Origin of the sequence: Microcoleus sp. LAD1_D5 (genome assembly GCF_036702115.1) — a bacterium.
Classification (GTDB): Bacteria; Cyanobacteriota; Cyanobacteriia; order Cyanobacteriales; family Microcoleaceae; genus Microcoleus.
The window spans coordinates 107,196-131,112 of the sequence record NZ_JAUBSA010000010.1; the positions used below are offsets into that span (position 1 = coordinate 107,196).

17 protein-coding genes are annotated in these 23,917 nt (G+C 46.7%); 4 read left to right on the forward strand and 13 right to left on the reverse strand.

What is annotated here, in order from left to right; all coding sequences use genetic code 11:
* Positions 1-140: 140 nt before the first annotated feature.
* The 8 genes from QUA70_RS07380 to QUA70_RS07415 form a co-directional block, all read right to left on the reverse strand.
* Entirely contained in the window at positions 141-800 is a 660-nt protein-coding gene (locus QUA70_RS07380; protein ID WP_333345874.1) for a pentapeptide repeat-containing protein, read from the reverse strand.
* A gap of 161 nt (positions 801-961) precedes the next feature.
* On the reverse strand, positions 962-2,611 hold the full coding sequence (locus tag QUA70_RS07385) for an ABC transporter substrate-binding protein (protein WP_333324945.1): 1,650 nt from the start codon (positions 2,609-2,611) through the stop codon (positions 962-964).
* Positions 2,612-2,776: 165 nt separating this feature from the next.
* Positions 2,777-7,615 (reverse strand): PAS domain S-box protein, encoded by a 4,839-nt coding sequence (locus tag QUA70_RS07390; protein WP_333345871.1) that lies wholly within the window; start codon positions 7,613-7,615, stop codon positions 2,777-2,779.
* 42 nt (positions 7,616-7,657) lie between these two features.
* The gene (locus QUA70_RS07395; RefSeq protein ID WP_333346005.1) at positions 7,658-7,810 is read right to left on the reverse strand and encodes a helix-turn-helix transcriptional regulator; all 153 of its coding nucleotides are present in this window, start codon (positions 7,808-7,810) and stop codon (positions 7,658-7,660) included.
* Positions 7,811-8,083: 273 nt separating this feature from the next.
* Complete coding sequence (locus QUA70_RS07400) at positions 8,084-9,559, reverse strand: adenylate/guanylate cyclase domain-containing protein (protein WP_333324939.1); 1,476 nt, start codon at positions 9,557-9,559, stop codon at positions 8,084-8,086.
* A 70-nt stretch (positions 9,560-9,629) separates the two neighbouring features.
* Positions 9,630-9,974, reverse strand: a complete 345-nt coding sequence (locus tag QUA70_RS07405; RefSeq protein ID WP_333324937.1) for a slr1659 superfamily regulator — start codon at positions 9,972-9,974, stop codon at positions 9,630-9,632.
* A 46-nt stretch (positions 9,975-10,020) separates the two neighbouring features.
* On the reverse strand, positions 10,021-10,599 hold the full coding sequence (locus QUA70_RS07410) for a DUF6272 family protein (protein WP_333345868.1): 579 nt from the start codon (positions 10,597-10,599) through the stop codon (positions 10,021-10,023).
* 76 nt (positions 10,600-10,675) lie between these two features.
* Positions 10,676-12,619, reverse strand: a complete 1,944-nt coding sequence (locus tag QUA70_RS07415; RefSeq protein WP_333410356.1) for a PP2C family protein-serine/threonine phosphatase — start codon at positions 12,617-12,619, stop codon at positions 10,676-10,678.
* A gap of 565 nt (positions 12,620-13,184) precedes the next feature.
* On the opposite strand from QUA70_RS07415, the gene QUA70_RS07420 reads away from it, so the two are divergent.
* Positions 13,185-13,769 carry a hypothetical protein gene (locus QUA70_RS07420; RefSeq protein WP_333345861.1) on the forward strand — a complete coding sequence of 195 codons (585 nt, stop codon included), beginning with the start codon at positions 13,185-13,187 and terminating at the stop codon, positions 13,767-13,769.
* A 231-nt stretch (positions 13,770-14,000) separates the two neighbouring features.
* On the opposite strand, the gene mnmA is transcribed toward QUA70_RS07420, so the two are convergent.
* Entirely contained in the window at positions 14,001-15,092 is a 1,092-nt protein-coding gene (gene mnmA / locus QUA70_RS07425; RefSeq protein ID WP_333324930.1) for a tRNA 2-thiouridine(34) synthase MnmA, read from the reverse strand.
* 116 nt (positions 15,093-15,208) lie between these two features.
* Between mnmA and QUA70_RS07430 the strand changes: the two genes are divergently transcribed.
* Together QUA70_RS07430 and QUA70_RS07435 are read left to right on the forward strand one after the other, a co-directional pair.
* Positions 15,209-16,861, forward strand: a complete 1,653-nt coding sequence (locus QUA70_RS07430; protein WP_333345859.1) for an NAD(P)H-hydrate dehydratase — start codon at positions 15,209-15,211, stop codon at positions 16,859-16,861.
* Between the two features lie 268 nt (positions 16,862-17,129).
* Positions 17,130-17,660, forward strand: coding sequence for a peptidoglycan-binding protein (locus QUA70_RS07435; RefSeq protein ID WP_333410358.1), 531 nt, complete (start codon positions 17,130-17,132; stop codon positions 17,658-17,660).
* Between the two features lie 481 nt (positions 17,661-18,141).
* On the opposite strand, the gene QUA70_RS07440 is transcribed toward QUA70_RS07435, so the two are convergent.
* The 4 genes from QUA70_RS07440 to QUA70_RS07455 form a co-directional block, all read right to left on the reverse strand.
* The gene (locus QUA70_RS07440) at positions 18,142-18,615 is read right to left on the reverse strand and encodes a TerB family tellurite resistance protein (RefSeq protein WP_333324924.1); all 474 of its coding nucleotides are present in this window, start codon (positions 18,613-18,615) and stop codon (positions 18,142-18,144) included.
* A 107-nt stretch (positions 18,616-18,722) separates the two neighbouring features.
* Positions 18,723-20,648 carry a M61 family metallopeptidase gene (locus QUA70_RS07445; protein ID WP_333345854.1) on the reverse strand — a complete coding sequence of 642 codons (1,926 nt, stop codon included), beginning with the start codon at positions 20,646-20,648 and terminating at the stop codon, positions 18,723-18,725.
* Entirely contained in the window at positions 20,645-21,325 is a 681-nt protein-coding gene (locus QUA70_RS07450; protein WP_333045993.1) for a Crp/Fnr family transcriptional regulator, read from the reverse strand. The genes QUA70_RS07445 and QUA70_RS07450 overlap by 4 nt, the downstream gene beginning before the upstream one ends.
* Positions 21,326-21,485: 160 nt before the next feature.
* Complete coding sequence (locus tag QUA70_RS07455) at positions 21,486-22,370, reverse strand: inositol monophosphatase family protein (protein WP_333345852.1); 885 nt, start codon at positions 22,368-22,370, stop codon at positions 21,486-21,488.
* 310 nt (positions 22,371-22,680) lie between these two features.
* On the opposite strand from QUA70_RS07455, the gene QUA70_RS07460 reads away from it, so the two are divergent.
* Positions 22,681-23,733, forward strand: coding sequence for a glycosyltransferase family 4 protein (locus QUA70_RS07460; RefSeq protein WP_333345849.1), 1,053 nt, complete (start codon positions 22,681-22,683; stop codon positions 23,731-23,733).
* Positions 23,734-23,917: the final 184 nt, after the last annotated feature.

Genomic DNA, 23,917 nt, shown 5'->3' on the forward strand with positions numbered 1-23,917 from the left:
AAAATCGATTGACCTACGCAGCGATCGGAACTCAGATAAATCCTACCATTAAAAATGTAGGGGCAATTTCAGAATTGCCCCTACATTATTATATTAAGTTTTTTAAGCACCAGAATTTGATATAGCAATTGGCGATCGTCCTACGGCAAAGAAGCGTTTTTCAAATCTACATTTGCCATATTGGCATTCTTTAAATTAGCACCAGTCAAGTCCGAGCCGTTCAAATTTGCACCATTCAAATTTGCATTGGTCAAATTTGCATCCCGCAAGTTGACTCCCTGTACGTCTATTCCCGACAAACTGCCACCTCTGAGGCTGACATTAGCTAAATTCGCTACAGACTGACGAGCATTTTTCAGGTTCGCACCCGCCAAATTGGCACTTTCTAAATTAGCGCCGATTAAATTAGCGCTGGTGAGGTTGGTATTTTTCAAAGTGGCAATCACTAAACCTGCCAGACTCAGATTAGCGCGACTCAAATCAGCACCCTCCAAATTAGCCCCGTGCATTTTAGCCCCAATTAAACTCGCACCTTGCAATTTAGCTTGTTTCAGATTTGCTTCGTTCAGTTTGGCTTCGTCCAAATTTGCACCATTCAAATTTGCACCTCTGAGATTCGCACCGCTCAAATCTGCCCCGCTCAGATTCATACCAGCAAGCTGCGCTCCTGTCAAGTCACATTGGCTACATTTTTTAGTTTCTAATAATTGCTTGACGTGGGATACGTTTTCTGCCTTTACTCCCGATGCCAACCCCATCGCAATTAGCAGCCCTGTTGTTGTTAAAATTCCAAGTTTCATATACCCACCCTCAGCAATATCTCTCTTTTAATAATATCCCACATCATTAAAGAGGTTAGGGTGATCAGTCTCTTTGATAAACTGTGACAATCATCACCCTATTGTGCACAAACTATGCAATAATTATTGACGTTTCAACTCCTAGAAATTCTTGTAAAGAATTATTGCTTTTTCAGGAACCAAAAAGGAAAAGATTGCGTCGGTTCGAGACGGACGCCGGTAATGCTGTTCTGAGCAAAAGTATAGTCCTTATCCTGCCAAAGAGGGATGAAAGGTACATCTTGACCCAGTATGTCTTGAATTTCGGCAAACAGGGCTTTGCGGGTTTGGGGGTTTGCTTCTTTTCGTTGCTTGTCGATCAGTTGATTTACCCGATCGCTATAATAAAACGAACCCTGACCTTGACTAGCACCCTTTTCACAGCCCCCGGCGGCAGAACCCGTGGCACAATCCAAAAACGGCTGAATGTAATTGTCGGCATCGAAAAAGTCGGCGTACCAATCCACTAAAACCGCAGGATAAATACCCTTCTCTATGTTTTGAAACAAAGTCGGAGATTCAACGCTGTTAATTTCTACCTGCATTATCCCGTCCATTTTGAGTTTAGCTTGCGCCTCGATCGTACTCGCCACTAAAGCTCGTTTTGTGGAAGCTGAAGGATACCAAAGTTGCAGAACAAAAGGATTTGCTGCCGAGTATCCCGCTTTCGTTAAAAGTTCCTTAGCCTTTGCGCTGTTGGCATCGCCGTACAGTTCTTTAAAAACTGGTTTTTGAACGTCGAAGGTTGTGGGAATCAGGCTGTAAAGCGGTTGTGCTTGTCCCCGCAGTACCCGCTCATTAATCAGGGGGCGATCCATCGCAGCAGCGATCGCCTGTCTCACTTCTAACTTATCCAGCGGTTTAGACTTGGTATTCAGCGTCATGTAACTAACTGTACTACTTTCCCCCGCGATTTCCTGCCATTTCCCTTGTTTTGCTCCCTCGTCCAAGCTTTGAACTTGGTCTGCATCCAGAGACAAATAAGCCACATCAACTGCACCAGTCCGAAAACTATTGAACAAATTTGAGGAACTAGAAAGCAGCAACAGGTCAATTCCTTGATTAGCGGGCTTTTCCCCCCAATACTTGTCAAACACGTCAAACTTGAGAGAATCGCTGCCGTACTTCGCCAACTTGTAGCGTCCCGTTCCCACAAACGTATCGGGTTTAAATTTACCCTCCCCAATCTCGTAGGCTTTTGGAGAAACTGCACAACTACCAGCAAATGTCAGCAGAGAAGGAAAAGCAGCAAAAGGCTTTTTGAGTTGAAAAGTTAATTCGTATTCGCCCGTCGCTTTCACAGATTCTACTGCATCACTCAACAAGAAAGCCGGACGACCGCCATTTTTGATAAACCGCTGCAAGGAAAACTCCATTGCTGCGGCGTTAAACGGTGTGTCGTCGTGAAAAATAACTCCTTGACGCAAGGGGATTGTATATGTCAATCCGTCTTGGCTAACTTTTGGCATTGCTGTAGCTAAATGGGGGATTAACTCAGTAGTTCCCGACTTGTAAGTATAGAGAGTGTCGCCCAAATTTTGCAGCAATTGCCCTGATATAATTTCGTAAGCGTCCGCAGGGTCGATCGTCCGCAACTTCAAGGTTGTGCCAATAGTAACGCGGTTATTAGCATTTTCGCCGCTCGCAGTGACCGATGGACGTGTTCTTTGTCCACAACTTGCAGTTAACAAGCAGCACAGACAGAACAGAGCTATCGCTTTAATCACTGAAGGTTTTATATGTATTCTAGGCTGCTGCTTGTTAATTCCCATCGTCTTTTTTTGACACTCCAAATTATTGATTATATTATCAGGACTTACGCACTATTAGACTAGAAACCGGATTTATTGATAAATTCTCCTGTAATACAAATATCGCTGCCTAACCAGAGCAACTTAAAAGCTTGGTGATGTTCGATCGGTTTGAGATCCTTCGGCTCACTCTTTATAGCTTGCGGGGTCATCAGTGTTCTTGCTAAGAAGTGCGGCGATCGTCTTAATTAATTGATCCGGTTCGATCGGCTTTGCCAGATGTCGGTGAAATCCAGCTTGCAAAGCTTGCTGTTGATTAAACTCGCCCGCATAGGCAGTCAGGGCGATCGCCGGAATCAGCCCACCCCGTTCGGGCGGCAGAGCTCGCACTTGCTGCAACAGCATATAGCCATCCATCCCCGGCATTCCAATGTCGCTCAACAGGACATCGGGCTGGAAATTAGTCAACGCTGTCACGGCTTCTTGAGGGACAGCAATAGTCAGTACCTCTGCACCTGCATCTTCTAGCAAAAAGGAAATCAACTCTCGCATATCCGGCTCATCATCTACCACAAGTATCCGCATCCCGGATAACTGTTCATCCGCAGTCGATCGTTCCGAAAGTCCTGCAAGAGAGTTTTCTTGTCCCTTTACCTTCCCTGATAGGGGCAGTCTTACGGTAAAGGTTGCCCCTAGCCCTTCACCCTGGCTCTCTGCCCCAACGTTGCCACCGTGCAGTTCGACTAGATGCCGCACGATCGCCAGCCCCAATCCCAAGCCACCAAAATTGCGGGTTGTCGCGCCATCTTTTTGCCGGAAGTAGTCAAACACGTAGGGTAAAAACTCCCGTGCGATGCCAATCCCTGTATCCGCCACAGTAATTTGAGCGTGATTGCCAACACGAGTCAAATTCACCTCAACGCGCCCCCCGGCTGAGGTGAATTTGACCGCATTGGAAACAAGATTCCAGACAATCTGCTGCAAACGGCCCGAATCCCCCAAAATTTGTCCGATCTGAGGATCTAACACAGTCCGAATATCAATGGATTTGGCAACAGCAGCCAAATTGACAGTTTCGATCGCCGATTCCACAGTTAAAGCTAAATCGACTGGACGAATATTAAGACTGAGCTTGCCTTGGAGAATTTTCGAGACATCAAGCAAATCTTCAATCAATTCAGTTTGCAGCTTGGCATTGCGTTCGATCGTCGCTAACGCCTGTGCAGTTTTGGCCGCATCCAGCTTGCCAGTTTGCAGCAGCTTTGACCACCCCAAAATAGGATTGAGGGGCGATCGCAATTCATGGGATAGTACCGCTAAAAACTCATCCTTGATGCGATTTGCCTGCCTTAGCTGTTCCGCTTGCTGCTGGAGTGAATCGTTCAGGTTTGCCCGTTCCAGAGCGATCGCGATCTGGTCACAGATAGATCCCAGCAGCTCGATTTCAGCAGGCGTGAAGTGCGTCCGAGTCAGACTGGCAAATGAGAGCGTTCCTAATAATCGTCCTTGAGCGATTAACGGTTGACCCACGTAAGCCGTGATGCCCAGTTCACAGACGGCTTTAGCTTTCGGATGAGTGGAGAGTTGGGCTTGATTCAAGACAAGTTGCTGCTGCGTGTGGGCAACCAATCCACAGAGATATTCCCCTAATCCGATCCATGCGATCGCCTGCGCCCTTTCTTCAGAGATGCCATCATAGTTTCTCAAATGCAACATCGGGCGGTTGTCTTTTTCTTCCACCATGAAGTTGTAGTAAGAGTGCAGATCGAGTAGCACTGCAAGTTTGCGGAATAGCGTGTCCATCAAAGCCAGAGGCTGTTCTGTCTGCATCAGATCGCGGGTAGTTTCATACAGCAATTGCAGTCGCTCACTTGCTTGCCGTTGTGCGGTCTTGTCCTGCATGATTTTGACAAATCCCTGCGGACAATCCGCTTCATTAAGCAGGGGCATCATCAATCCACTGGCCCAAAAGCGATTCCCATCTTTGCGGAGGTGCCAGCGTTCGTCTTCGGCCCGTCCTTGCAGTAGAGCCGTTTGCCTCTCGTACTCGGATTGTCCTTGTTCGTTATCTTCGGGTGTGAAGATCATCCGAGCGGGGCAACCAATTGCTTCTGTCTCGGTATAGCCCAACAGCCGTTCTGCCCCTGAGTTCCAACTGGCAATGATGCCGTTAAGGTCGATGGTGAAGATGGCATAATCTTTGGCGCTTTCAATGATCAGACGGAGGCGGGATTCACTCTCGCGCAGGGCTTCCTCAGCTTGTTTGTGGTCTTCAATATCAACACAGGAGCCGATGTAGCCCAAGAACTGGTCTTCCAATCCGTAGCGAGGAACAGCTTGATTCATCACCCAACGGTATATGCCATCACAGCGTTTCAAGCGATATTCCATCTTGAACGGTTGACGGGCATCAAAGGCAGTCACATAGGTGTCTAAAGAGCGATCGAGGTCGTCGGGGTGGACTCCTTCTGTCCAACCATTGCCACTTTCTTGCTCGATCGTCCGTCCGGTAAAGTTTAGCCACGGGAGGTTGAAGTAATTACAGAGTTTATCGGTGCGGGCCATCCAAATCAGCACCGGGGCGGCATCTGCCATCAGCCGGAACCGTGCCTCACTCTCCCGTAGTGTGGCTTCGGCTTGTTTGCGATCGGTGATATCGTTGACCAGCGCTACAAACCCTTCAACTTTTCCCTGGCTATTGAAGCGGGGAACATAGGTCGCATTGATATAACGAGTTCCACCATCTTTGTAGGGAATTTGGCTTTCAAAGGTCACTTCCTGTCCTGCCAAGACTTGCTCAACATAAGGACGAATCCCTTCATAGCCAGTTTCGCCTAAAACCTCTTGGAGGTGCTTGCCATAGATTTCCGTTGCCGGATGTCCAAACCATTCTTCATATGCTCGATTGTTGAAGCGATAGCGCTGGTCTGAGTCTACAAAGGAAATCAAGGCAGGCACGGCATTGGTGACTAAACGAAGTTCTGCTTCTCGTTGTTGCAATACCTCCTCTGCCAGTTTTCGATCGGTAACATTTCGGAAATAAATGGTAATCCCGTTCGCGGCAGGGTAGGTGCGAACGTCATACCACCGATCGTGATAGGGATAAAACGCCGTGACTGATAAAGCCACGCGCTCGTTTGCCACACGCCGATAAACCCGCTCAAACTCGCTGCCATTGAGTCCGGGGAATTCTTCCCACACATTCTTCCCAATCAGATCGCTTGCAGTGCGGTCTAGCAGAATTTCCGCTGACCGATTCACGTAAGTGAAACGCCAATTCTCATCAAGGGAAAAGAATCCATCATCAATACTCTCTAGAATGTTGCGACTCTGCTCTTCGCTTTGACGCAACGCTTCTTCGGCTTGTTGACGATCGCTGATGTCGATTAATACGCCCCGCGTCGAAATTATGATGCCATCAGCGTTGTAGGCGCAATCGCCCTTTGCCAAAATCCAACGAACCGTGCCATCTGCCCACAGCGTCCGATACTCAATTTCAGTAAGCGGTTGATTCGCTTTTAGCTCAGTGAGGACGCTGTGAACGAATGGGCGATCGTCGTGATGCACGGCTTCTAAAAACACCTGCATCGACATTGCCGTATTGACGGGTAAACCAAACATCGCCTTGGCTATGTCCGTCAAACTCAGCGTGTCTGTTTCCAGATCCCAATACCACAAACCCAAATTGCCGCCTTCGGAAGCCAGTCGGAGTTGTTCTTCGCTCTCACGCAACGCCTGGAACGATCGATCGCGCTCTAAGGCGATGCTGGCAACTTGGGTGCCGAACTCGGCGAGTTTATGTTCCCAATCAGTGGGCATCCGCGCCTCGCTAAAGCACAGCATCAGCGAGCCCATAGGTAGATTGTCGTGCCTGAACACGGGCTGAGAATGACAGGCTAGAATGCCATGATCCACGCATAAATTTCGCCATGCTTGCGACCAGCGATCGTCATTAGCCATGTCGGCACAGGTCACGGGCTGACCGCTATACACTGCTTCGCCGCAGGTTCCAATGCACAAATCGTTAATCGCAGCACCTTGGAGTCCTTCACCAAAAGACGGCGGAAAGTCTGGAGTAATGGATCTCTTAAACGTCAGCCGCTGAGCATCGGCTAGCAGGAAGCCCGCGCGGGTACCCGGATTCAGCCTGGATACTGAGTCACACACGGCAGCCAGACAGTCGTCTAGGGGCTGTCCGAATGCGATCAACTCCAGCAGTCGTTTCTGCTCGATTAGGATGAGTTCTGCCTGTTTGCGATCGGTAATGTCAGCAAGCAAAACGGTCAGCCCACTGGGCGAAGGGTAAATTCGATGGTCATGCCAACTCTTCCAAGGTGAGTAGAGATAATCAAACTGGAGCGGCGTTTGTTCGCGCATTGCCCGATGAAACTGCACGTAAGCATCGGTGTCAACGGCAGCGGGAAATAACTCCCAAACGTTCTGACCCAGAATCGCTGACCGCGGCATTCCAACGATTTCACAGTAGCGATCGTTGGCATAGGTGTAGCGCCAATCGCGATCGAGGATGTAAAATCCATCGTTGATGGTAGACAGTACGGTTTCTAACTGTTCTTTTGCCGCAGTCGCCGCAGTTTGTGCTACTTGGCCCCGAAGCTGGGCCTTTTGTTCTAGGGACCTTGCCTCCTGTAAAGTTTGCAAGGCTGCTTTCGCATTTTTTATAGCAGTGCGCCACGATAGATTGAGTGAAGCGCTCAATCCTGCGGCGATCGAAAACATACCGATCCGAAGAATTGTCTCTACATTAGCGATCTGTAAGGAATAGAACGGCTCAATAAAAAAATAGTTGATTGCCAGCGTGGATAAAATTGTTGCCAGCAACCCAGCCCCGAAACTGCCATACCAGGAACTTACAATCACCGCGATGAAAAACAGGGGCGTCGTGGTTGGGTAAAGCCACGGTAAAAGCAATCGCGTTAGCCCCAGTGCCAGTGCCACGGAGAGGGTCGCCACACCATAGGGAAGTAGTCTAACTCTGAAAATACTGTTGATTCCCTCAAAACTCACCCTTTGTACTCCTTATCCGAAAAATATCTTGCTCGCCGCGCCTTACTCATCCAGCAAGATGTAAATTTGCTTTAGTTCCAAGCCAGAAGGCTTAGAGTGTCCCTTTTTCCAACGATTAATCGTGGGAAAGGTCATCCCTAATTCATCCGCCAACTTTTTCTGAGACAGGTTCAGCGCTGGCCGCCGTTCTCGCACCAAATTACCGATCGCTGGTTTTTCCGCCCTAAGCCGCTCTATGTTGAGAAGCCTGCGAAGTAACAGGCATAAAGCTGTTTATATTTTACACCTTTGACAGATTCCAGAGCTCAGTCATCTCTCTCAATATCTATAGCAATCCTTACAGGAGTCGTAAATTTTTTACCCCACCCCAACCCTCCCCGAACCCGCTCTGACAAAGTAAGAAATTCACAAATGATGCGAGGATTGCTATATGGAGTCAATCTTAAATCTAAAATAGACTAAGTTGCTTTAAATTCCTTTGAGGAGCGATCGCCAATCCCGACAGCGTTTCAGGTAAATGCGAGCTACCTGATCGCTGGGATTTGTTCGCAAACACTCTTCAAACAATTTTCCAGCTTCTCGGAACTCCTTGCGCTCGCACAGTAACATAGCTTCAGTATATACAGGCAAATTTGCTAGCTTTGCCGACAGAATTTCCGGTGGATCTGCATCAAATACCTCATAGACTACGACATATTGAGATTTTCCTTTTACCTGTACTTTATCCACAATCCGAATAGCATAATCGTTCTGATTTCGCAACCGTTCCAAAGTCTGCTGAGAAATTAACAGAGGTACGCCGTAATCTTTGGTCAATCCTTCAATGCGAGATGCTAAATTAACAGCATCGCTAATCACAGTGCTGTCCATTCGGCTTTTACCCCCGACTGTCCCCAGCATCAAAGAACCAGAATTGATACCAATGCCAATTTGAATCGGGATGTAGCCGACACTTTGACGGTGTTGGTTGTAATCAGTCAGGATATTTAGCATCGCAATACCCGCTTTCACGGCATCATCTGCATAGTCGCTAAACAGAGCCATAATTGCATCGCCGATGTATTTGTCAATAAAGCCGTTATTCCTAGTAATAGCAGGCTCCATCCGCGAAAGGTAAGCATTGATAAAATTAAAATTTTCTTGCGGCGTCATAGTTTCCGAAAGCGTCGTGAAGTCGCGGATATCCGCAAACAGCACCGACATTTCCGCCTGCACTTGGTCGCCTAAATTGACATCCATAATACTTTCATATCCCAACAAATTCAGAAATTGATGCGGCACGAATCGCCCGTAGGCATCAGTTAATTCTGATTCGGCCTCCAGGGCTTTTTCCAAATCTTTATTGAGTTCAAATAGTTTCTTAATAAATTTATGGCGGTCGGCTTCAGCTTGTTTGCGTTCCGTGACATCTTGAAAAACTGCGATCGCAAAAGCAACTTTGCCACCCTCGTCAAAAATTGGCGTTCCCCAAGTTTCCAGGGGTATTTTCTTGTCGGGTTGATGAATTTCCATATCATCAGCCGTCGCGCTTTCGCCCCTCAAAGCTCGGACGATAGGCAATTTTTCGGAAGGGTAAATAGTATCAGTTCCCGCGATATAAATTTGATAACTTTCTGACAAATCATCAACTGCATTTAACGGCAAAACCCCTTGACCGAATAACTGCTGTCCGGCGTGATTGACGTAGTAAGGTCTGCCTTGAGAATCGAGTACGGCCACGCCAACCGGAATCGCTTCCAGAAATTGAGCCAGCTTGTTTTCGCCTTCCCGCACCGCCTCCAATGCGCGAGATCGCAACTCAGTTTCAACCGTATCGGAATGTTCAGCAGTAGTTTCCAGCAAGATTTCCAGATCCGCTTTTTCCTCCTTCAAGTCTTCCACTTGCTGGCGCAATCTTTCTATCTCTAAAAGTAGCTGTTCTCTAGATGGTTGTTCTTCCAGCATAACCCGAGAATTTGCGCCTCGACTAACAAAAAATTGCTCTACAGCTCGCACCCTAAAAGTAATCGTGTTTCTATAGAAAATCCAACTGCAAACCAGGCATCAGGCGCTGGAAATTCCTCAAAGATTTACCGTGCCAACCTATGCTTTGAGAGCCTTGTACCGCTATTTGCACCCTGGCTGTTTTGCGTACCTCGATAATAAACTTCGATAGCATATTGATGCCAGAACTGTTCAAAAATTCTAACTGCTGCAAATTGAGGGTAATTTTCGTCGGTTCCACGTCGGCAACCTGGGTCAGCAACTGCGCTATCGGCGCGTACTCCGCAGGCCCGCTCAGTCTTAGAGATCCAAGAAAACTCACGGTTGCCGTTGCTGGATCGTAACAGATCTGGTAATCTTCTGTATTAATTTCCATACCCACAAAAAAAAGTCCCTTAGATATTATCGATCGCCCGCGTTGCTTATACTGTTAATTGCACCATAGTTGTCACCGCAATTACTTCCGGGTCTTTGTGCACGGTTTGGAATTTCCAGCCAAGTTTGGCGGTATAATCGGTGAGCATGGTCAACAAACCCAATCCAGAATCAGTACAGTTGTCGTCAGCAGCATTTTTTTCCAACCGCTGAATGTAAAGTTCGCTAGGCTCCGAGGCCAGCAACTCTTGAATATAAGCCTGAAACTTGTCCACAGCTTGCGGAGAGATGCTGTTAGCAACTGAGAAAATCACTCCGTCGCTGTCTAATTGCAGTTTAATATCGATCGGGTACTCCGAGGTTTCATCATTAAACTTCATGGCATTTTCCAATAACTCATTTGCAATGTAGCTAACAGCGCTTTTTATTTCAGCTTGTCTTTCAATTGTCGAGGGTTCATCTTGATTGCCCGGAAAAAAAGTCGTCAGGTAGTCAGCCAGAAAATCCGCCGACAAACCGTTGTTCCGCCACCGCTGCTTGAGAGGAACCGAACTCGGAGAAAATCCAATTATTAAGTATTCTTGGCTAGCAGGCTGCTCGATGAAATCGCCGAAAATCTGAGTCATATCGATGTGAGAGCTAAAGTTTGAGATGAGGGGATCACTGAATATATTTTAAACTTTAGAAGGGATATCCAAGTAGTTATTTTTGTTTGAGTACCAGCAACGTGATGTCGTCAAAAACTTTTTGTTCGCCGATGTGCGATCGCACGTCCTTAATTACAGCGTGCCTGATTTCGGCAACCGAACGCTGCGAATTAATCTCTATTACCTTAATTAACCGCTCTAAACCATAAAGCAGTTTATCCATATTTTTAGCTTCCGTAATCCCGTCAGTGTACAGCACTACCACATCTCCTGAATACAACTGCACAATTGTTTCAGCAACAAATTCAGCAATATCTGCATCCAGTCCGATCGGGAAACCCAAATCGATCGTATCAAACCGCTCTACACAACCGTTAGACCGCACTACAATCATTTCTTCGTGCTGGCCACTCAACTTCAGCATTCCCTGCTGATAGTCGAGCAAGGCAAGGCTAGCGTTTTTGTCGCATTTCATCCGCTGGATGTTATCGTAAATTACACTGTTAATAGCGCTTAAAAATTTAACCGGGTCTGATTCATTGTAAGCGAGCAAAGTTCGGACTGCCGTTTGAACCATAATCATTAAAACGCCGCTCTCCAATCCGTGTCCCGTCACGTCGCCAATGCCAATTTTTACTCTACCTTCGTGCTGGAGTACGTCGTAATAGTCGCCGCCTACTTCCTCAGCAGCCTCCATAAATCCCGCAATATCTAAGCCCACAACTTCGTTTAGTTCTCGGTCTTTCGGCAGCAGCATCTGCTGAATCTTGCGAGTAACGTCTAGTTCGGCGCTCATTCGCATATTTTCAGCTTTTAGGCGATCGTTGAGAACAGTAATTTCTTGATTTGCACCAACTAAGGCATCGGCAATCTTGTTAAACGCACCCACAACTTGCCCGAGTTCATCTCTGTTATCCAAAATGATTTTGTGGTCTAGATTGCCGCTTGCCATCTTTTTTGACGCTTCGTCTAGCACAAATACAGTTTGCATAACTGCCATGTAAAAAGATACAAATAAATAAATAACTATTGCTAAAGTTATTAACACAAAAATAACAACTATGCTTTTTTTTCTCACAAAAATATCAATACGTTTTTGCAGCAAAAAGTCTAATTCATTAACAGTTTCGTCCCACAGTTCAAAACTAGAACCCATAACTCGCTCGCTCCCATCAAGATAGGCATAATATTCCACTAAAGCTGTGGGATGAATCAGTTTATCTAGTTGCCCAGTTAGCTGCTCTACTACCAAATTAAATTTTCTCAAACCATCGCTTAATTTCTGTCGCAGATTCCCGTGAGGATTATTGCTAAATCCTACCTCCATATTGATTGCTAAATCCTGATTAAGTTCTCTCAATTGACCTGCCAAAGTAATCAGTTTAGCTCTTTCTTCAGGGGTGGCATCGGAACGCGCGCTACTTTTTTGAGAAAGCAGCCTAATCTCTGACAAGATTTTTTGCATTTCAGGAAGCTTCAGCAAAGTAGCATCCATCAAATAATAAGTATCTAGATCTGGATCTAATATTAGATTGGAAGTATCGCCGACGTGAGCGCTCAATCTATTAATGTCAGATGCTAATTTGTGATACACAATATCGTAAGTTTCTATACTCCACTGGCGGCGGCGAAGTTTAAAATTTTGCCAAGTTTGATAAATGTTATTAAATTCCTCGCTAGAAACTAAAATTTGTCCTAAATGGCGATCGGTATTTGCCAGGGATTGAAAGTTCGCGTCAATCTTAGTTTCTAACTTTGCCCTGATATCTGAATTGCTTAAATTGGGATTTAAACCCTGATAATTTAACAGTTGCAGTTTCGGTAGGTATTCCCTCAACTGGCGCAGCGGGCGCAGGTATTGATTACCGTAGATTTCTTTTTGGGCAAAGTCAACCCTGCTGTTAATTTCGGAAATCAGCAGGTACATGACCAAGGTTAACGGCATCGCAAATAGAAAACCGATCAGGGTAAATTTTTGAGGATAGCTCAGCCGATTCATTAAATGGATTCCTAAGGATTTTCTGTTCATAATCGAGAGATTTCAAAAATATTGTACTAAAAAACTAACGTTTGCTACTAAAGTATTTTCCGGGACTATCGCTCTAGAAAACCACAATGCTAATATAATTAATTAGCGATAGCTGATTTAATTTCTAATGCGTTTTCGTCCTGTTGCAACAAATTTTGCGGCATCCCTGTGATATCCTTGGCTCAGCTCGCCTCCCACAGTCTAAAACACGTTTAGCAGTTTTGGAACGAAAAATAGTAATTTGTACTGAAATTCGGGGGCGGGATTAGAGGCTTTTAAGAATATTTACTTAAGCATAAATTTTTCTTAATACCCTGAGACAAAAAGTAAAAATTAAGTAATAACTGGGTAGTGCAAGTTTCCACAAAACACAACTGCCGGCAGCGAGTAGAAATACTTGCGCCGCACCAGCAACCTGCTGTCAAGTCGGTTCTGCACAAAGGAACCAATAGCACCAGCAATAGTGTCTAAATAAGTATCTGCAGTTGAGTGTTCAGGAGCGATCGCGCATTGTGTAAAGTGAGGCAGAGGGCGTATGATGAAAAGAATCTCCAAAAATAAATCTCAAAAAAATAAAAACCGAGACCAAAAGCAGCCCAATCCTGTAATCTTGGCTTTGGTGCTGACAGGAATTCTGGTATGGGAAATGTATCCGGCGCTAAGACACACCGCTGTGGCTAACGCGGGCGCTCTCAAACATTCCCTCGGCCAGTTGGAAAGCCAACAGCAGCAAACCGCGCAGCAATTTTCCTCAGCGGCGGTGTCCCCAAAAATCAGCTATTCGATATTTGCACTCAATAGTCTAATTTCCGAACCGGGCAATTTGGCCGAGGGTACGCGCCAAAATCCCCCGAAACAATTGCCCGCAACCGTGGCAGCAGCCGTTCGCCAAGAGTTGTCGGACTCCACTGGCATTGCTGCTGACAAGTTGAAAGTAATTGAATCGAGCGGACAAAGTTGGCCGAATACTTGTTTAGGACTCGCGAAAGCGGATGAAGTTTGCGGTCAAATGATTGTCGAAGGTTGGCGGGTTGTGGTTTCTGATGGTAGCCAAACTTGGGTTTACCGTACTAATGCTAGGGGAAATGTGTTGCGTTTGGAAAAAAAGCTAGTTAGGTAAATGTACCCCTGTGAAATGAAATATAAGTTTCCTTTTGGAACAGGCAAGATGCCTGTTCCACAAAGAGTGAATTTTTTTGTGGGTGGGGATCACAAACAGGCAAGATGCCTGTTCCACAAAGAGTGGGCAGTAGGGGGTGGGGATCATAAACAGGCAAGATGCCTGTTCCACAAAGAGTGAGTTTTTTGTGGGTGCTTTCTTGTGGGGTGGGCTTCTAGCCCGCCCCTTGCTTTAATTTGGGAGTTGGTTTCTTTCGATGATGCCGCCGCCCAACAGCACATCCCCGTCATACCAAACAGCCGCTTGTCCGGGGGTAATGCTCAACTGCGGTTCGTCAAAAATCAACTTAACTCTTGTACCGCCGACTTTTTCCTCTGCTTGGGAGGATTCTACAGGAATAATTGTAGCCGGGACGGGGTGCGATCGATATCGAATCTGTACCTGAGCCCGAATCGGAGCCGTCGGTGCAGCCACAGAAACCCAATTCACTTTCTGGACTGTACACTCAGATTCTACTGCCAACTGTCGATCGCCCACAATTACCCGATTGCCAGCAGCATCGAGTTCAATCACGTACAGCGGTTCCGGTGCAGCAATTCCGAGTCCCTTCCGCTGACCGATTGTGTAGTGGTGTACGCCGTCGTGCTGTCCGAGCACCCGCCCTGACTTGTCCACAATGTCACCCTTTTGCGGCGCAATGTACTTATCCAGAAAAGCCCGCATCGAACCGTTACTTTCCACTAAACACAAATCCTGACTTTCCGGCTTATCAGCAGTTGTCAAGCCAAATTCCGCCGCAATTCTGCGAGTTTCTGTCTTGGTAATTTCCCCCAAAGGAAATTCCGTACCCGCCAGCAAATCCTGTGTTAAATCATACAAGAAATAAGACTGATCTTTCGCAGGGTCGATCGCCCGCAGCAACTGATAGCGACCTGTAGCAGTATCGTAAGTAATCCGAGCGTAGTGTCCTGTAGCGATTTTTTCAATTCCGAGTTCTTCGCGAGCATACTTAAGCATTGGCCCGAACTTCACAGTTTTATTGCACTGGGAACAAGGCAAAGGCGTAACTCCTGCGCTGTAACCCTCCACCAAATAATCGACAATACTTGCCTGAAAGACCTCGCGGCTGTCAACAATGTGGTGGGGAACGCCCAAATCTTCGCAAATTTTAGCTGCATCGACCATTCCCTCAGAGCAGCACTGACCTTTGCCCTTCATCAACCACAGCGTTAAACCCACCACTTCATATCCCTGATGGTGTAAAATTGCGGCTGCTGCGGAACTATCGACCCCGCCGGAGAGGCCTACAACAATCTTGTTCATGATTCGGAGAGAAATTGCTATTTTACTGTGAGTTAGTTCGATCGAGCTAATTTATTATACCACAAAAATACTACAACTTGCGACTGCTGCTGTTAGCTGAAATTTTAGCACTTAATATGACTATTCAAAAATTTGTTGTTACCGCCGACCAAATGCGGCAAATAGAAACCCGAATCTTTGTCGCTGGAATGCCAGTGGCAGCTTTAATGGAAAAAGTCGCGGGACTGATTGCTAGACGCATTCAGGCGCTTTTGAAAGCGGAAGGAAGTTCGGCAACTAGCAGTGTACGGGATTTAACGGATAGAGGGAAAAGCCCAGAAGGGAAAAATATTGTTAATTCTCAATTGCCAGTTATCGGCGTATTGGTTGGGCCCGGACACAACGGCGGCGATGCTTTGGTTGTTGCGCGCGAATTGCACTTTCAAGGATTCCAAGTAGTTGTTTACTGTCCGTTTTCTAAACTCAAAGAACTAACAAAAAATCACGCTGATTATGCGCGTTATTTAAATATTCCATTTGTTGATAAAATTGAAAATCTGAAAAACTGCACTTTGCTCGTAGATGGTTTATTTGGCTTTGGATTAGAACGAGAAATTACTAACGCCACTGCCGCAGCCATTGACGAAATAAATAACTTAAATATTCCCATTTTAAGTATAGACATTCCATCGGGAATTCATACAGATACCGGAGAAGTTTTGGGGACGGCAATTAGGGCAAAACATACATTATGTTTGGGTTTGTGGAAAATGGCATTTCTGCAAGACAGAGCGTTAGAATATATCGGCACGTCAGAGTTAATTGATTTTGATATTCCGGCAGCAGATATTGCAGCAATATTGGGCGATTCGCCAGCAATACAACGCATTACAAAAGCATCGGCAACTCACCATTTGCCGTTACCCCGATCGCCAATTTCGCACAAATACACCAACGGTCACTTACTAATTATTGCAGGTTCCCGCCGCTACAGCGGAGCCGCAATTTTGGCAGCATTGGGAGCAAGAGCCAGTGGCATCGGAATGCTGTCAATTGCTGTTCCGGAGTCGATTAAACCGATGTTGAGCAGTCAGTTGCCAGAGGCATTAGTTATAGGATGTCCCGAAACCCAAAGCGGTGCAATTAGCGAGTTGCCAGTAGCAATTGATTTGAGTTCTTATGATGCGATCGCCGCAGGGCCAGGTCTGACATTGGAAGCCGCAATAGCTGTAGAATCTTTACTGGAGAGCGATCGACCTCTGGTTTTAGATGCTGACGGTTTAAATATCCTCGCTCAACTCGGCACAGTCCCGATTTTGTCCGAACGCTGTGCACTGACAATTATCACGCCTCATCCGGGCGAATTCAAGCGTTTATTTCCCGAATTAGCCGACGAAACCGGCGATGATCGAATTGCGGCAACTCAAGCAGCAGCTCAGCTTTGCGGTGCAACGATATTGCTCAAAGGAGCCAGAGTGTGCATAAGTTGGAAGGATGAGGACGATTCCCTACGGGATAGCTACGCTTCACGTACTATCACCTACCTCAATCCCGAAAGCACCCCAGCCCTCGCCAGAGGCGGCAGCGGCGACGTTTTGACCGGCTTGTTAGGGGGATTATTAGCAACTGCGATCGCCCGCAAATCCCCCCCTAAATCAGTTGCTGCAACAGCAGCTTGGTGGCACGCTCAAGCCGGAATCATGGCAGCCAAAGAACGGACGGAATTAGGAGTAGATGCTTTTACTTTGACACAGTATTTAATTCCAGCTTTGCGAGAGTTTGCTAAGTAAACAATCAACGTGAGTTGGTAGGGTCCGTACCCCGCATCTTTGTATTTGGTAGGTGTGCACCGCGCACCTTAGCCCTTGGTTTGTATTGACAACGGAAGTCCTCATAAAAATATTACAAGTTGCATTCCTTACGACAAACCAACGGGTAACTCAAACGAGTGACACTCAAATGAGTGACACTCCAAAAAGTGACTGTGCATCCATAAATCCCACCAGTTATACCTGAAATATCAAACACCAAAACTTAAATGTTGAAAGGAACCACCTTATGTACACCGAAGAAAGAAGCTTGAACAATGAAACTATGGCTCTCGTCGCCGATACTACTTCTCAATCAACTCTGGCCTTTGCTGAAACCACTGGAGTAAACAAACCCACATTACAAATGGGTTCAACAGGTCAAGCTGTCAAGGAACTACAACAGCTTCTATATCATTGGGGTTATTATTTCGGGCCGATTGACGGTATTTTCGGCGTCCAAGTTCAAAACGCGGTCAAAGGCTATCAACACCGCGTCTTTTTAAAAGAAGATGGGATTGTCGGCCCTATCACTTGGCAAGCACTATACTCTGGTGCACCTGTGAATATGCCGGTAGTCATGAAGGGCAGTTCTGGTAATGCTGTTAAAATTGTTCAGAATGTCTTGAAAATCAATGGATACTATTTCGGCTCCATTGACGGATTGTTCGGGCCGATGACAGATGTAGCAGTGCGACAATTGCAAATTAGCAAGGCTTTACCGCAAGATGGAATTGTCGGCTATAGAACTTGGCACGCCCTCAGCAAGTTACCGCACTAATGACGGGTTGGATTCATATCAATTCTGGTTGTACGAGCGAAATGATTGTTGACGGTTGACTGTTGACTCGATTTTATTCTGATGCAACCGGAAACGATATCACTTTCAGTGATGGCAAAAAATCGTTAGCTCAATTAGGGATTTAGGCTTTGCCTAAGTCCCTAATTATCGTTAAGGGTAAGGCAGCGCGCGGGAAGGGCGATCGCAAATTCTGTTACCGTTCTCGGCGATGAAAAATATTCTAGACTTTTCTGTGGTTATTTGTTACTCTATCTTAGGAAATTGGGAGTCACAATCCGGTTTATTTCCATTCAGCTTTAGTTGTAAAGAGTTGCACTCAGAAAATTATTATTCAGATACTTAGGTAACAAGAATTACCGATGGGAGGCTTATTCCCGGTTTCTAGGAAAAATTCCAGGTTTATTAACGAGAAATCTAGGAAGAAACCGGGTTTCTAAGCCAAGCGCGCACAAGTCCTAAATTAACCTTTGATGAACTTTTCTAATTTGTGAGCCATCTTCTCTACAATTCCCTCCGAAGTATCTGTCGCCGATGCTTCAGCTTCAATACGCTTGACCGCATCCTCTGGAAGATTGAGCAACTGCACTAATTTTTGATAAGCTGCGGCTTCTTCTGCGTTAATTTTTGGTTCATCGGGAGTGCGAGAACTAGATGAAATCACTTCATAGCCGAGTTGCAAGACTAATTCCCTTTCATCTTGAGTTTCTAGTTGACCGATCAACTCATCAAGGGGGATATTTTGCATGATATAATCCCGCAGTTCTTGTTGCATTTGTTGTGCGTCAGTATCTGGGGCAAACAAACCGCAAAAGCGATCGAGCATTAAATTAACTTCTTCTGTCGCGAGTTCGCCGTCAGCCCAGGCCATAGAAGCAACAATTCTCAGCAGATTCATCTGGCGGGGCGTAATTGATGGAGGAGGTGGGGTTTGCATAATTAAAATTGGTAATTGGTAATTGGGAGTTGGGAATTGGGAATTGGGAATTGGGAATTGGGCCTGATTCCTTCTTGTCTTTTCTTTCCCCTTCCCCTTCATTTATGTCACAATTTCGATAGAGGAACTCCCAGCCATCCAGTAAAGTTTTGTTTCTGAATAGCCGTGGGCTTTTCCACCGGCACGATCGAGTAACGGGTCGGTTCCGGCGGCGCGAGAGTAACACGACAAGTCCGCAGTTCGTCTTGGTGAAAAACCGTCACCTCTATTGTGTCCCCCGGCTGATAATCTTTAAGCCTCTCACCCGCTTGTTCTGAATTTACCCGAAAACCTTCGATCGCCAGCAACTCGTCCCCAGCGTCAATTCCTGCTAATTGTGCCGGAGAGCCTATTGCGACAAATTTAACCATTTCCCGCCCGTTTTCGGCTCCCAACGTCCAACCGATGCGAGGCGTTTGGTCACTTTCATCTACCCAAATTTGCAGCCCAAAAGGTTCCAGATACTTGTTGTAAGGCAACTCTTCTGTGCCGTCTATATAGCGCGCGAAAAAGTCGCTCAAATCGAGGCCGGCGACTGACTCGATCGCACTTTGCAACTCTTCCGGAGTAAAGCCTATTTCTGCGGGCCGCGAAGGAGAATTTAACTCTCCGTTTGATGTCAAATGCGCCGGCTTGCCCTCTGTTTCCGGCTTCAGTTCAAAATCGTCGTTTTTACGGGAATTAGCCTTGCCAAACTTCTGCCACATCAAACGCATCACATCGTCGAGCGATCGCTCGTTGCCGTGTCTGGCTCGAATCAACAAATCGAGCAAAAACGAAACAACTTCCCCTTTCAAATAATAGGAAATCTGCGAATTATCGCTGTTAGCATCCCGGCGATAAAGTTTAATCCAAGCATCCCAGCTCGACTCACTGACAGGCTGCACGTTCCGCCCCGGAGTCGTCTGCAAGCGAGTGATTTCCTTAGCCAAATTTTGGAAATAACCTTTCACGCTGTAGATACCAGCTCGAAAAGGAATCACCAAATCGTAATAACTGGTCGTGCCTTCAGAGAACCATAAAGAAGGAGTGTAGTTCTCTTTTTCGTAGTCAAATACTTCGAGAGCTTTCGGTCGAATCCGCTTGACATTCCAGAGGTGAAAAAACTCGTGAGCCACCAACTGAATAAAGCGTTCGTACTTGTCTTTAGCCCGAAAATTAAAACGCGGATAGTTGAGAGTGCAACTCTCCTTGTGTTCCAAACCGCCAAAACCAGAGCTGGACAAATGCAGGAAAAACACATAGCGTTCGTAAGGCAAACCGCCGAACATTTTGGCTTCAACCTCAATGACTTTTTGGATGTCTTGAATCGCCCGATCGGGTTCTAAATTGCCTTTTCCCCAAACAACTAGCTGGTGGGGTTTTCCCATCACTTCAAACTCGTACACTTCGTGATAGCCAATCTCAAAAGGACTGTCTACGAGAGTGTCAAAATCCGCAGCAGCAAAAGTAAGATTTTGCCCGGAAACAGGTGGCAAAGCAGTAACTGTGCGCCATTCCGGCTGCGGCGGCACAACTGTCACGGTGTAGCAGTTGCGCTCAAAACCTGGCAAGAAAAAGCACAGAGCCGCTGGATTAAAATAACCGTGAGTCGAGTCTAAATGATTGGTTCGCACTGTCAGTTCGTTGGCAAAAATGCGATAGCGAACCGTGATATCTGACACCGAATTGGTCTCGATTTGCCAGTGATTTTTGCTGAGCTTGCGCCAAGGTAAAGCACGCGCGGCGTAGCTATCCCGTAGGGAATCGCCCGCCTGGGAGCTAAAATCTTGCAGGTGGCGGGCGTACTCTCGAACCAAGTAAGAACCGGGAGTCCAGACAGGCATTTTTAAATCGAGAACAGACTCCGACCAACCTTGCACGCGCAAAGTCACTTCAAAGAGGTGGGATGCAGGATTGGGCATCGCCACCGAATATTGAATTGTCGGTGCTGTTAGTTGCTCCTCACTGTTGCCGGCCGCGGACGAAGTATCCAAACAAGTAAGATCAGTCATTGACTTGCCAAATTAATCAAGTGCTTGAGGTTGATCAAATGGATAGTTTGGCGGTCTGGATCTATTTTGATCCAACCTTTACTATCGAGTTTTTCCATAATTTTGCTGGTTTCATCTAGGGTGATATCTGTGACATCAGCTAAGTCTTCATAAGGAATATTGAAGATATCTTTGCCCTCAGCAGTTTTCTGACCGTAGTTTTCTGCCAGCTCGACTAAAGTATTTGCTAGTTTAACCGCTGGCTGGCGGTTGCGGAGTTGATAGCGGAGATTGGTTTGGCGGAGCCGCCGCACCATCAGTTGCAGCATCCGGTGGTGCAATTGCGGGTCTTTAAACAGGGTTTGGATAAATCGTTGAGCTGTGACGCTGAGAAGTCGCACGGGGGATAGAGCAAGTACGTCATTTGATCGGGGAGATTCGTCCAGAATGGCCATTTCACCGAAGAAGGCACCCCGTCCTAAAATAGCCATTGATACAGCTCGATCGTTTGACAAGCGCCGGACTTTTACCCAGCCAGACACGACAAAGTAAATCGCGTTGCCCCAAGAATCCTCCATCACCACAGCTCGGCCCGGGGGATACTCATGCTTGACGGCATTTGATAGCAGCCCTCCCAAGGTTTCTGGGTTAGCACCCTTAAATAGAGGGAATAGCTCACTGAAAGCTTCTGTCTTCATGCAAACTCGCGGAGGTGGGAAATATGATTAGGCGACACCCAACAGCTAGGGAACGATCGATGTTTGGGAACACAAACAATCCGTTGCTCCTTTAATTGATGATAAGGGTGCACAGGCCCGCTTCACTTAAAATTGGCAGATTCTTTAATCTTAAACGGCTTTACAAGCCTGCCACTGCCTGTTGAACTTTACCCAACAGAGGTTCTATGTATTCCGGCCAGCCGATCGCGATTGACTGCGTGTGGGCCAGAGTCTCCGGCTCGATCACATCTTTAGTCCACCTCAGCGGTTGACCTTGCAAGTCGCAACAAACCAATCCCGCTGCTTTTGCTAGAGCCAGAGGGCCGGCGGTATCCCACACTTTAACTCTGCCGTTGAGATACAGGTACAAACCGGCTCTACCGAAGATAACTTCCATCACTTTTAAGCCAAAGCTGCCCAGCGAGTAAAATTCGGCTCCGGGGATGCTTTGGGCGATCGCCCGGGCGTAGTTTTTCTGGTCTTTATCTCCGAGAATAATTTTACAATTTTCCGCTGTCGGGGCCGGGGGTTTGCACAGGGCGATCGGCTGCGCCGCTTGGGTTCCCACACTTTGGAACAATCCCCAATCTTTGCCGCCAAAATACATTTGGTCAAAAGCCGGGGCGTAGATCCAACCGGCCACTGGTTCGTCCTCAAGCAGCAGCCCCACCATCGAAGCGTAGTGGAGTTTTCCCCGAATAAATTCTTCAGTCCCATCGAGGGGATCGATGCACCAGAGGCGCTGGTAATTAGCCCCGTAAGCTGCTCTGGAGGCGCTGTTTTCCTCCGTGATCCTGCCATCTTCAGGAAACAAAGCGCTAAATGCTGCCGATAGTTGTCGGTCTAGGTATTGATCGATACTCGTCACGTAGTCGTTGGGCCCTTTCTCGGAAACTTCAAAAGGTTCGGCTGCTAGCTTGTAAGCTTCTTGACCGCACTCGCGGAGGGTGTAGCGAATTTTTTGGTCTTGCTCTGGAGAAATATACATGAGGTTAAACATAAATGCTTTAGCTAACTTCAGCATAAAAGCTTAAGTCCTTGGAATCGATCGGCGGGTGTCACTGTTTTTGATTCGTAGAGGATTTGCGGCCGGGTGTCCATAAACCCGGTTTCCTAACCATGAGGGCCGTTGCTATACAAGCCCCAGACAGGATTGGTGGAACTCAAAAAAAATTAGACATGAGGGAGAACCCCCCAGATTCATCTGTAGAGTAAAATCTAAAATCTAAAATCTAAAATTTCTCGATCGGACCAGCACGTTCAACAGTAGAGGATAAAATCTTCTGAGGTTAGATAATTTGTGGCAGCACCTGCAGAATTCTAAGGAGAATAGTTTGAAATACCATTTGGCATTAGGTCGCAAAATAGACCTAGATGGAATTGACCGCGATGCACAACTCGGCAAATGCCCTCGCCACGTCCTGCGAGCCCTCAGAGACCGCTTAAATGCCACCGTTCATGCCCCAGATGGCGAAGCGATATCGTTGAGCGACAAGCTGCTATCGAAAATTTCTTCTAAACCCGAACATTGGGCCGCCGCGCGCAAATTGTCCAAGCAAGTCAGTAGCGACGACGTGATATTTTGTAACGGCGGTGACATTGGCGTTCCAGTAGCGGCGATGTGTGGCCAATTGCCCAATCGCCCGAAAATTGTTGTACATTTCCACAATGTCGATCGGCCGCGCGGCCGCCTCGCGCTGAAACTATTTGGTTTGGCTGACAAAATTGATGTGTTCATGGCCTGCGCCACCCCTCAAGCTGACTTCCTCCGTAGTTATTTAGCTATACCTGAATCCCGCATTTTAGTGCTTCTAGACCAGACAGATACTCAGTTTTTTACACCGGGCCCCGTTTCTGCCGAGAAAAAGCGGCAAACAGTTGTTAGCGTGGGATTAGAAAAGCGCGACTACCGACTCTTAGCAGCAGCAACTGCTGACTTAGATGTTGACGTAAAAATTAGCGGTTTTTCTAAAGATGCCAAGGCTTTATCGAAAGCTTTCCCCGATACTATGCCAGAAAATATGTCGCGCAAATTCTACGAATGGCCAGATTTACTGCAGCTTTACGGCGATGCAGACGTAATTGCAGTTTGTTTGGTGGACAATAAATATGCTGCTGGAGTGCAGGCTTTACTGGAAGCAATGGCCTGCAAGCGGCCGGTCGTCATGACTCGGACTCAAGGTATGGTCGATTATTTAGCGGCCCCGGATATTGCCAAAGTGGTAGATGTGGGAGATGCAGCAGGTTTGCGCGAGGCGATCGTCCATTTGCTAAAAAATCCTCAAGAAGCTGAATCTCAAGCGCAGCGGGGCTACGAAATGGTTGTGAACCAGCACAGCAGCGAACGTTATGTCGATGTTTTAGCCCAGAAGTTGCGATCGCTTTAATAAAACTGTAGGGTGCGCCGAGGCGCACCATAACTCACGCTCGGAGGATGGACAATGCACGCCTTACTGCTATAGATAAAAAGCCAAACTATTTATTATCTAAGTCATAAGCTGTTGTACCTTTAAATAGGGTATAATAAAAATTAAGTTTAGTCAATTTTTACAAAAATGCCAGCCAAAAACC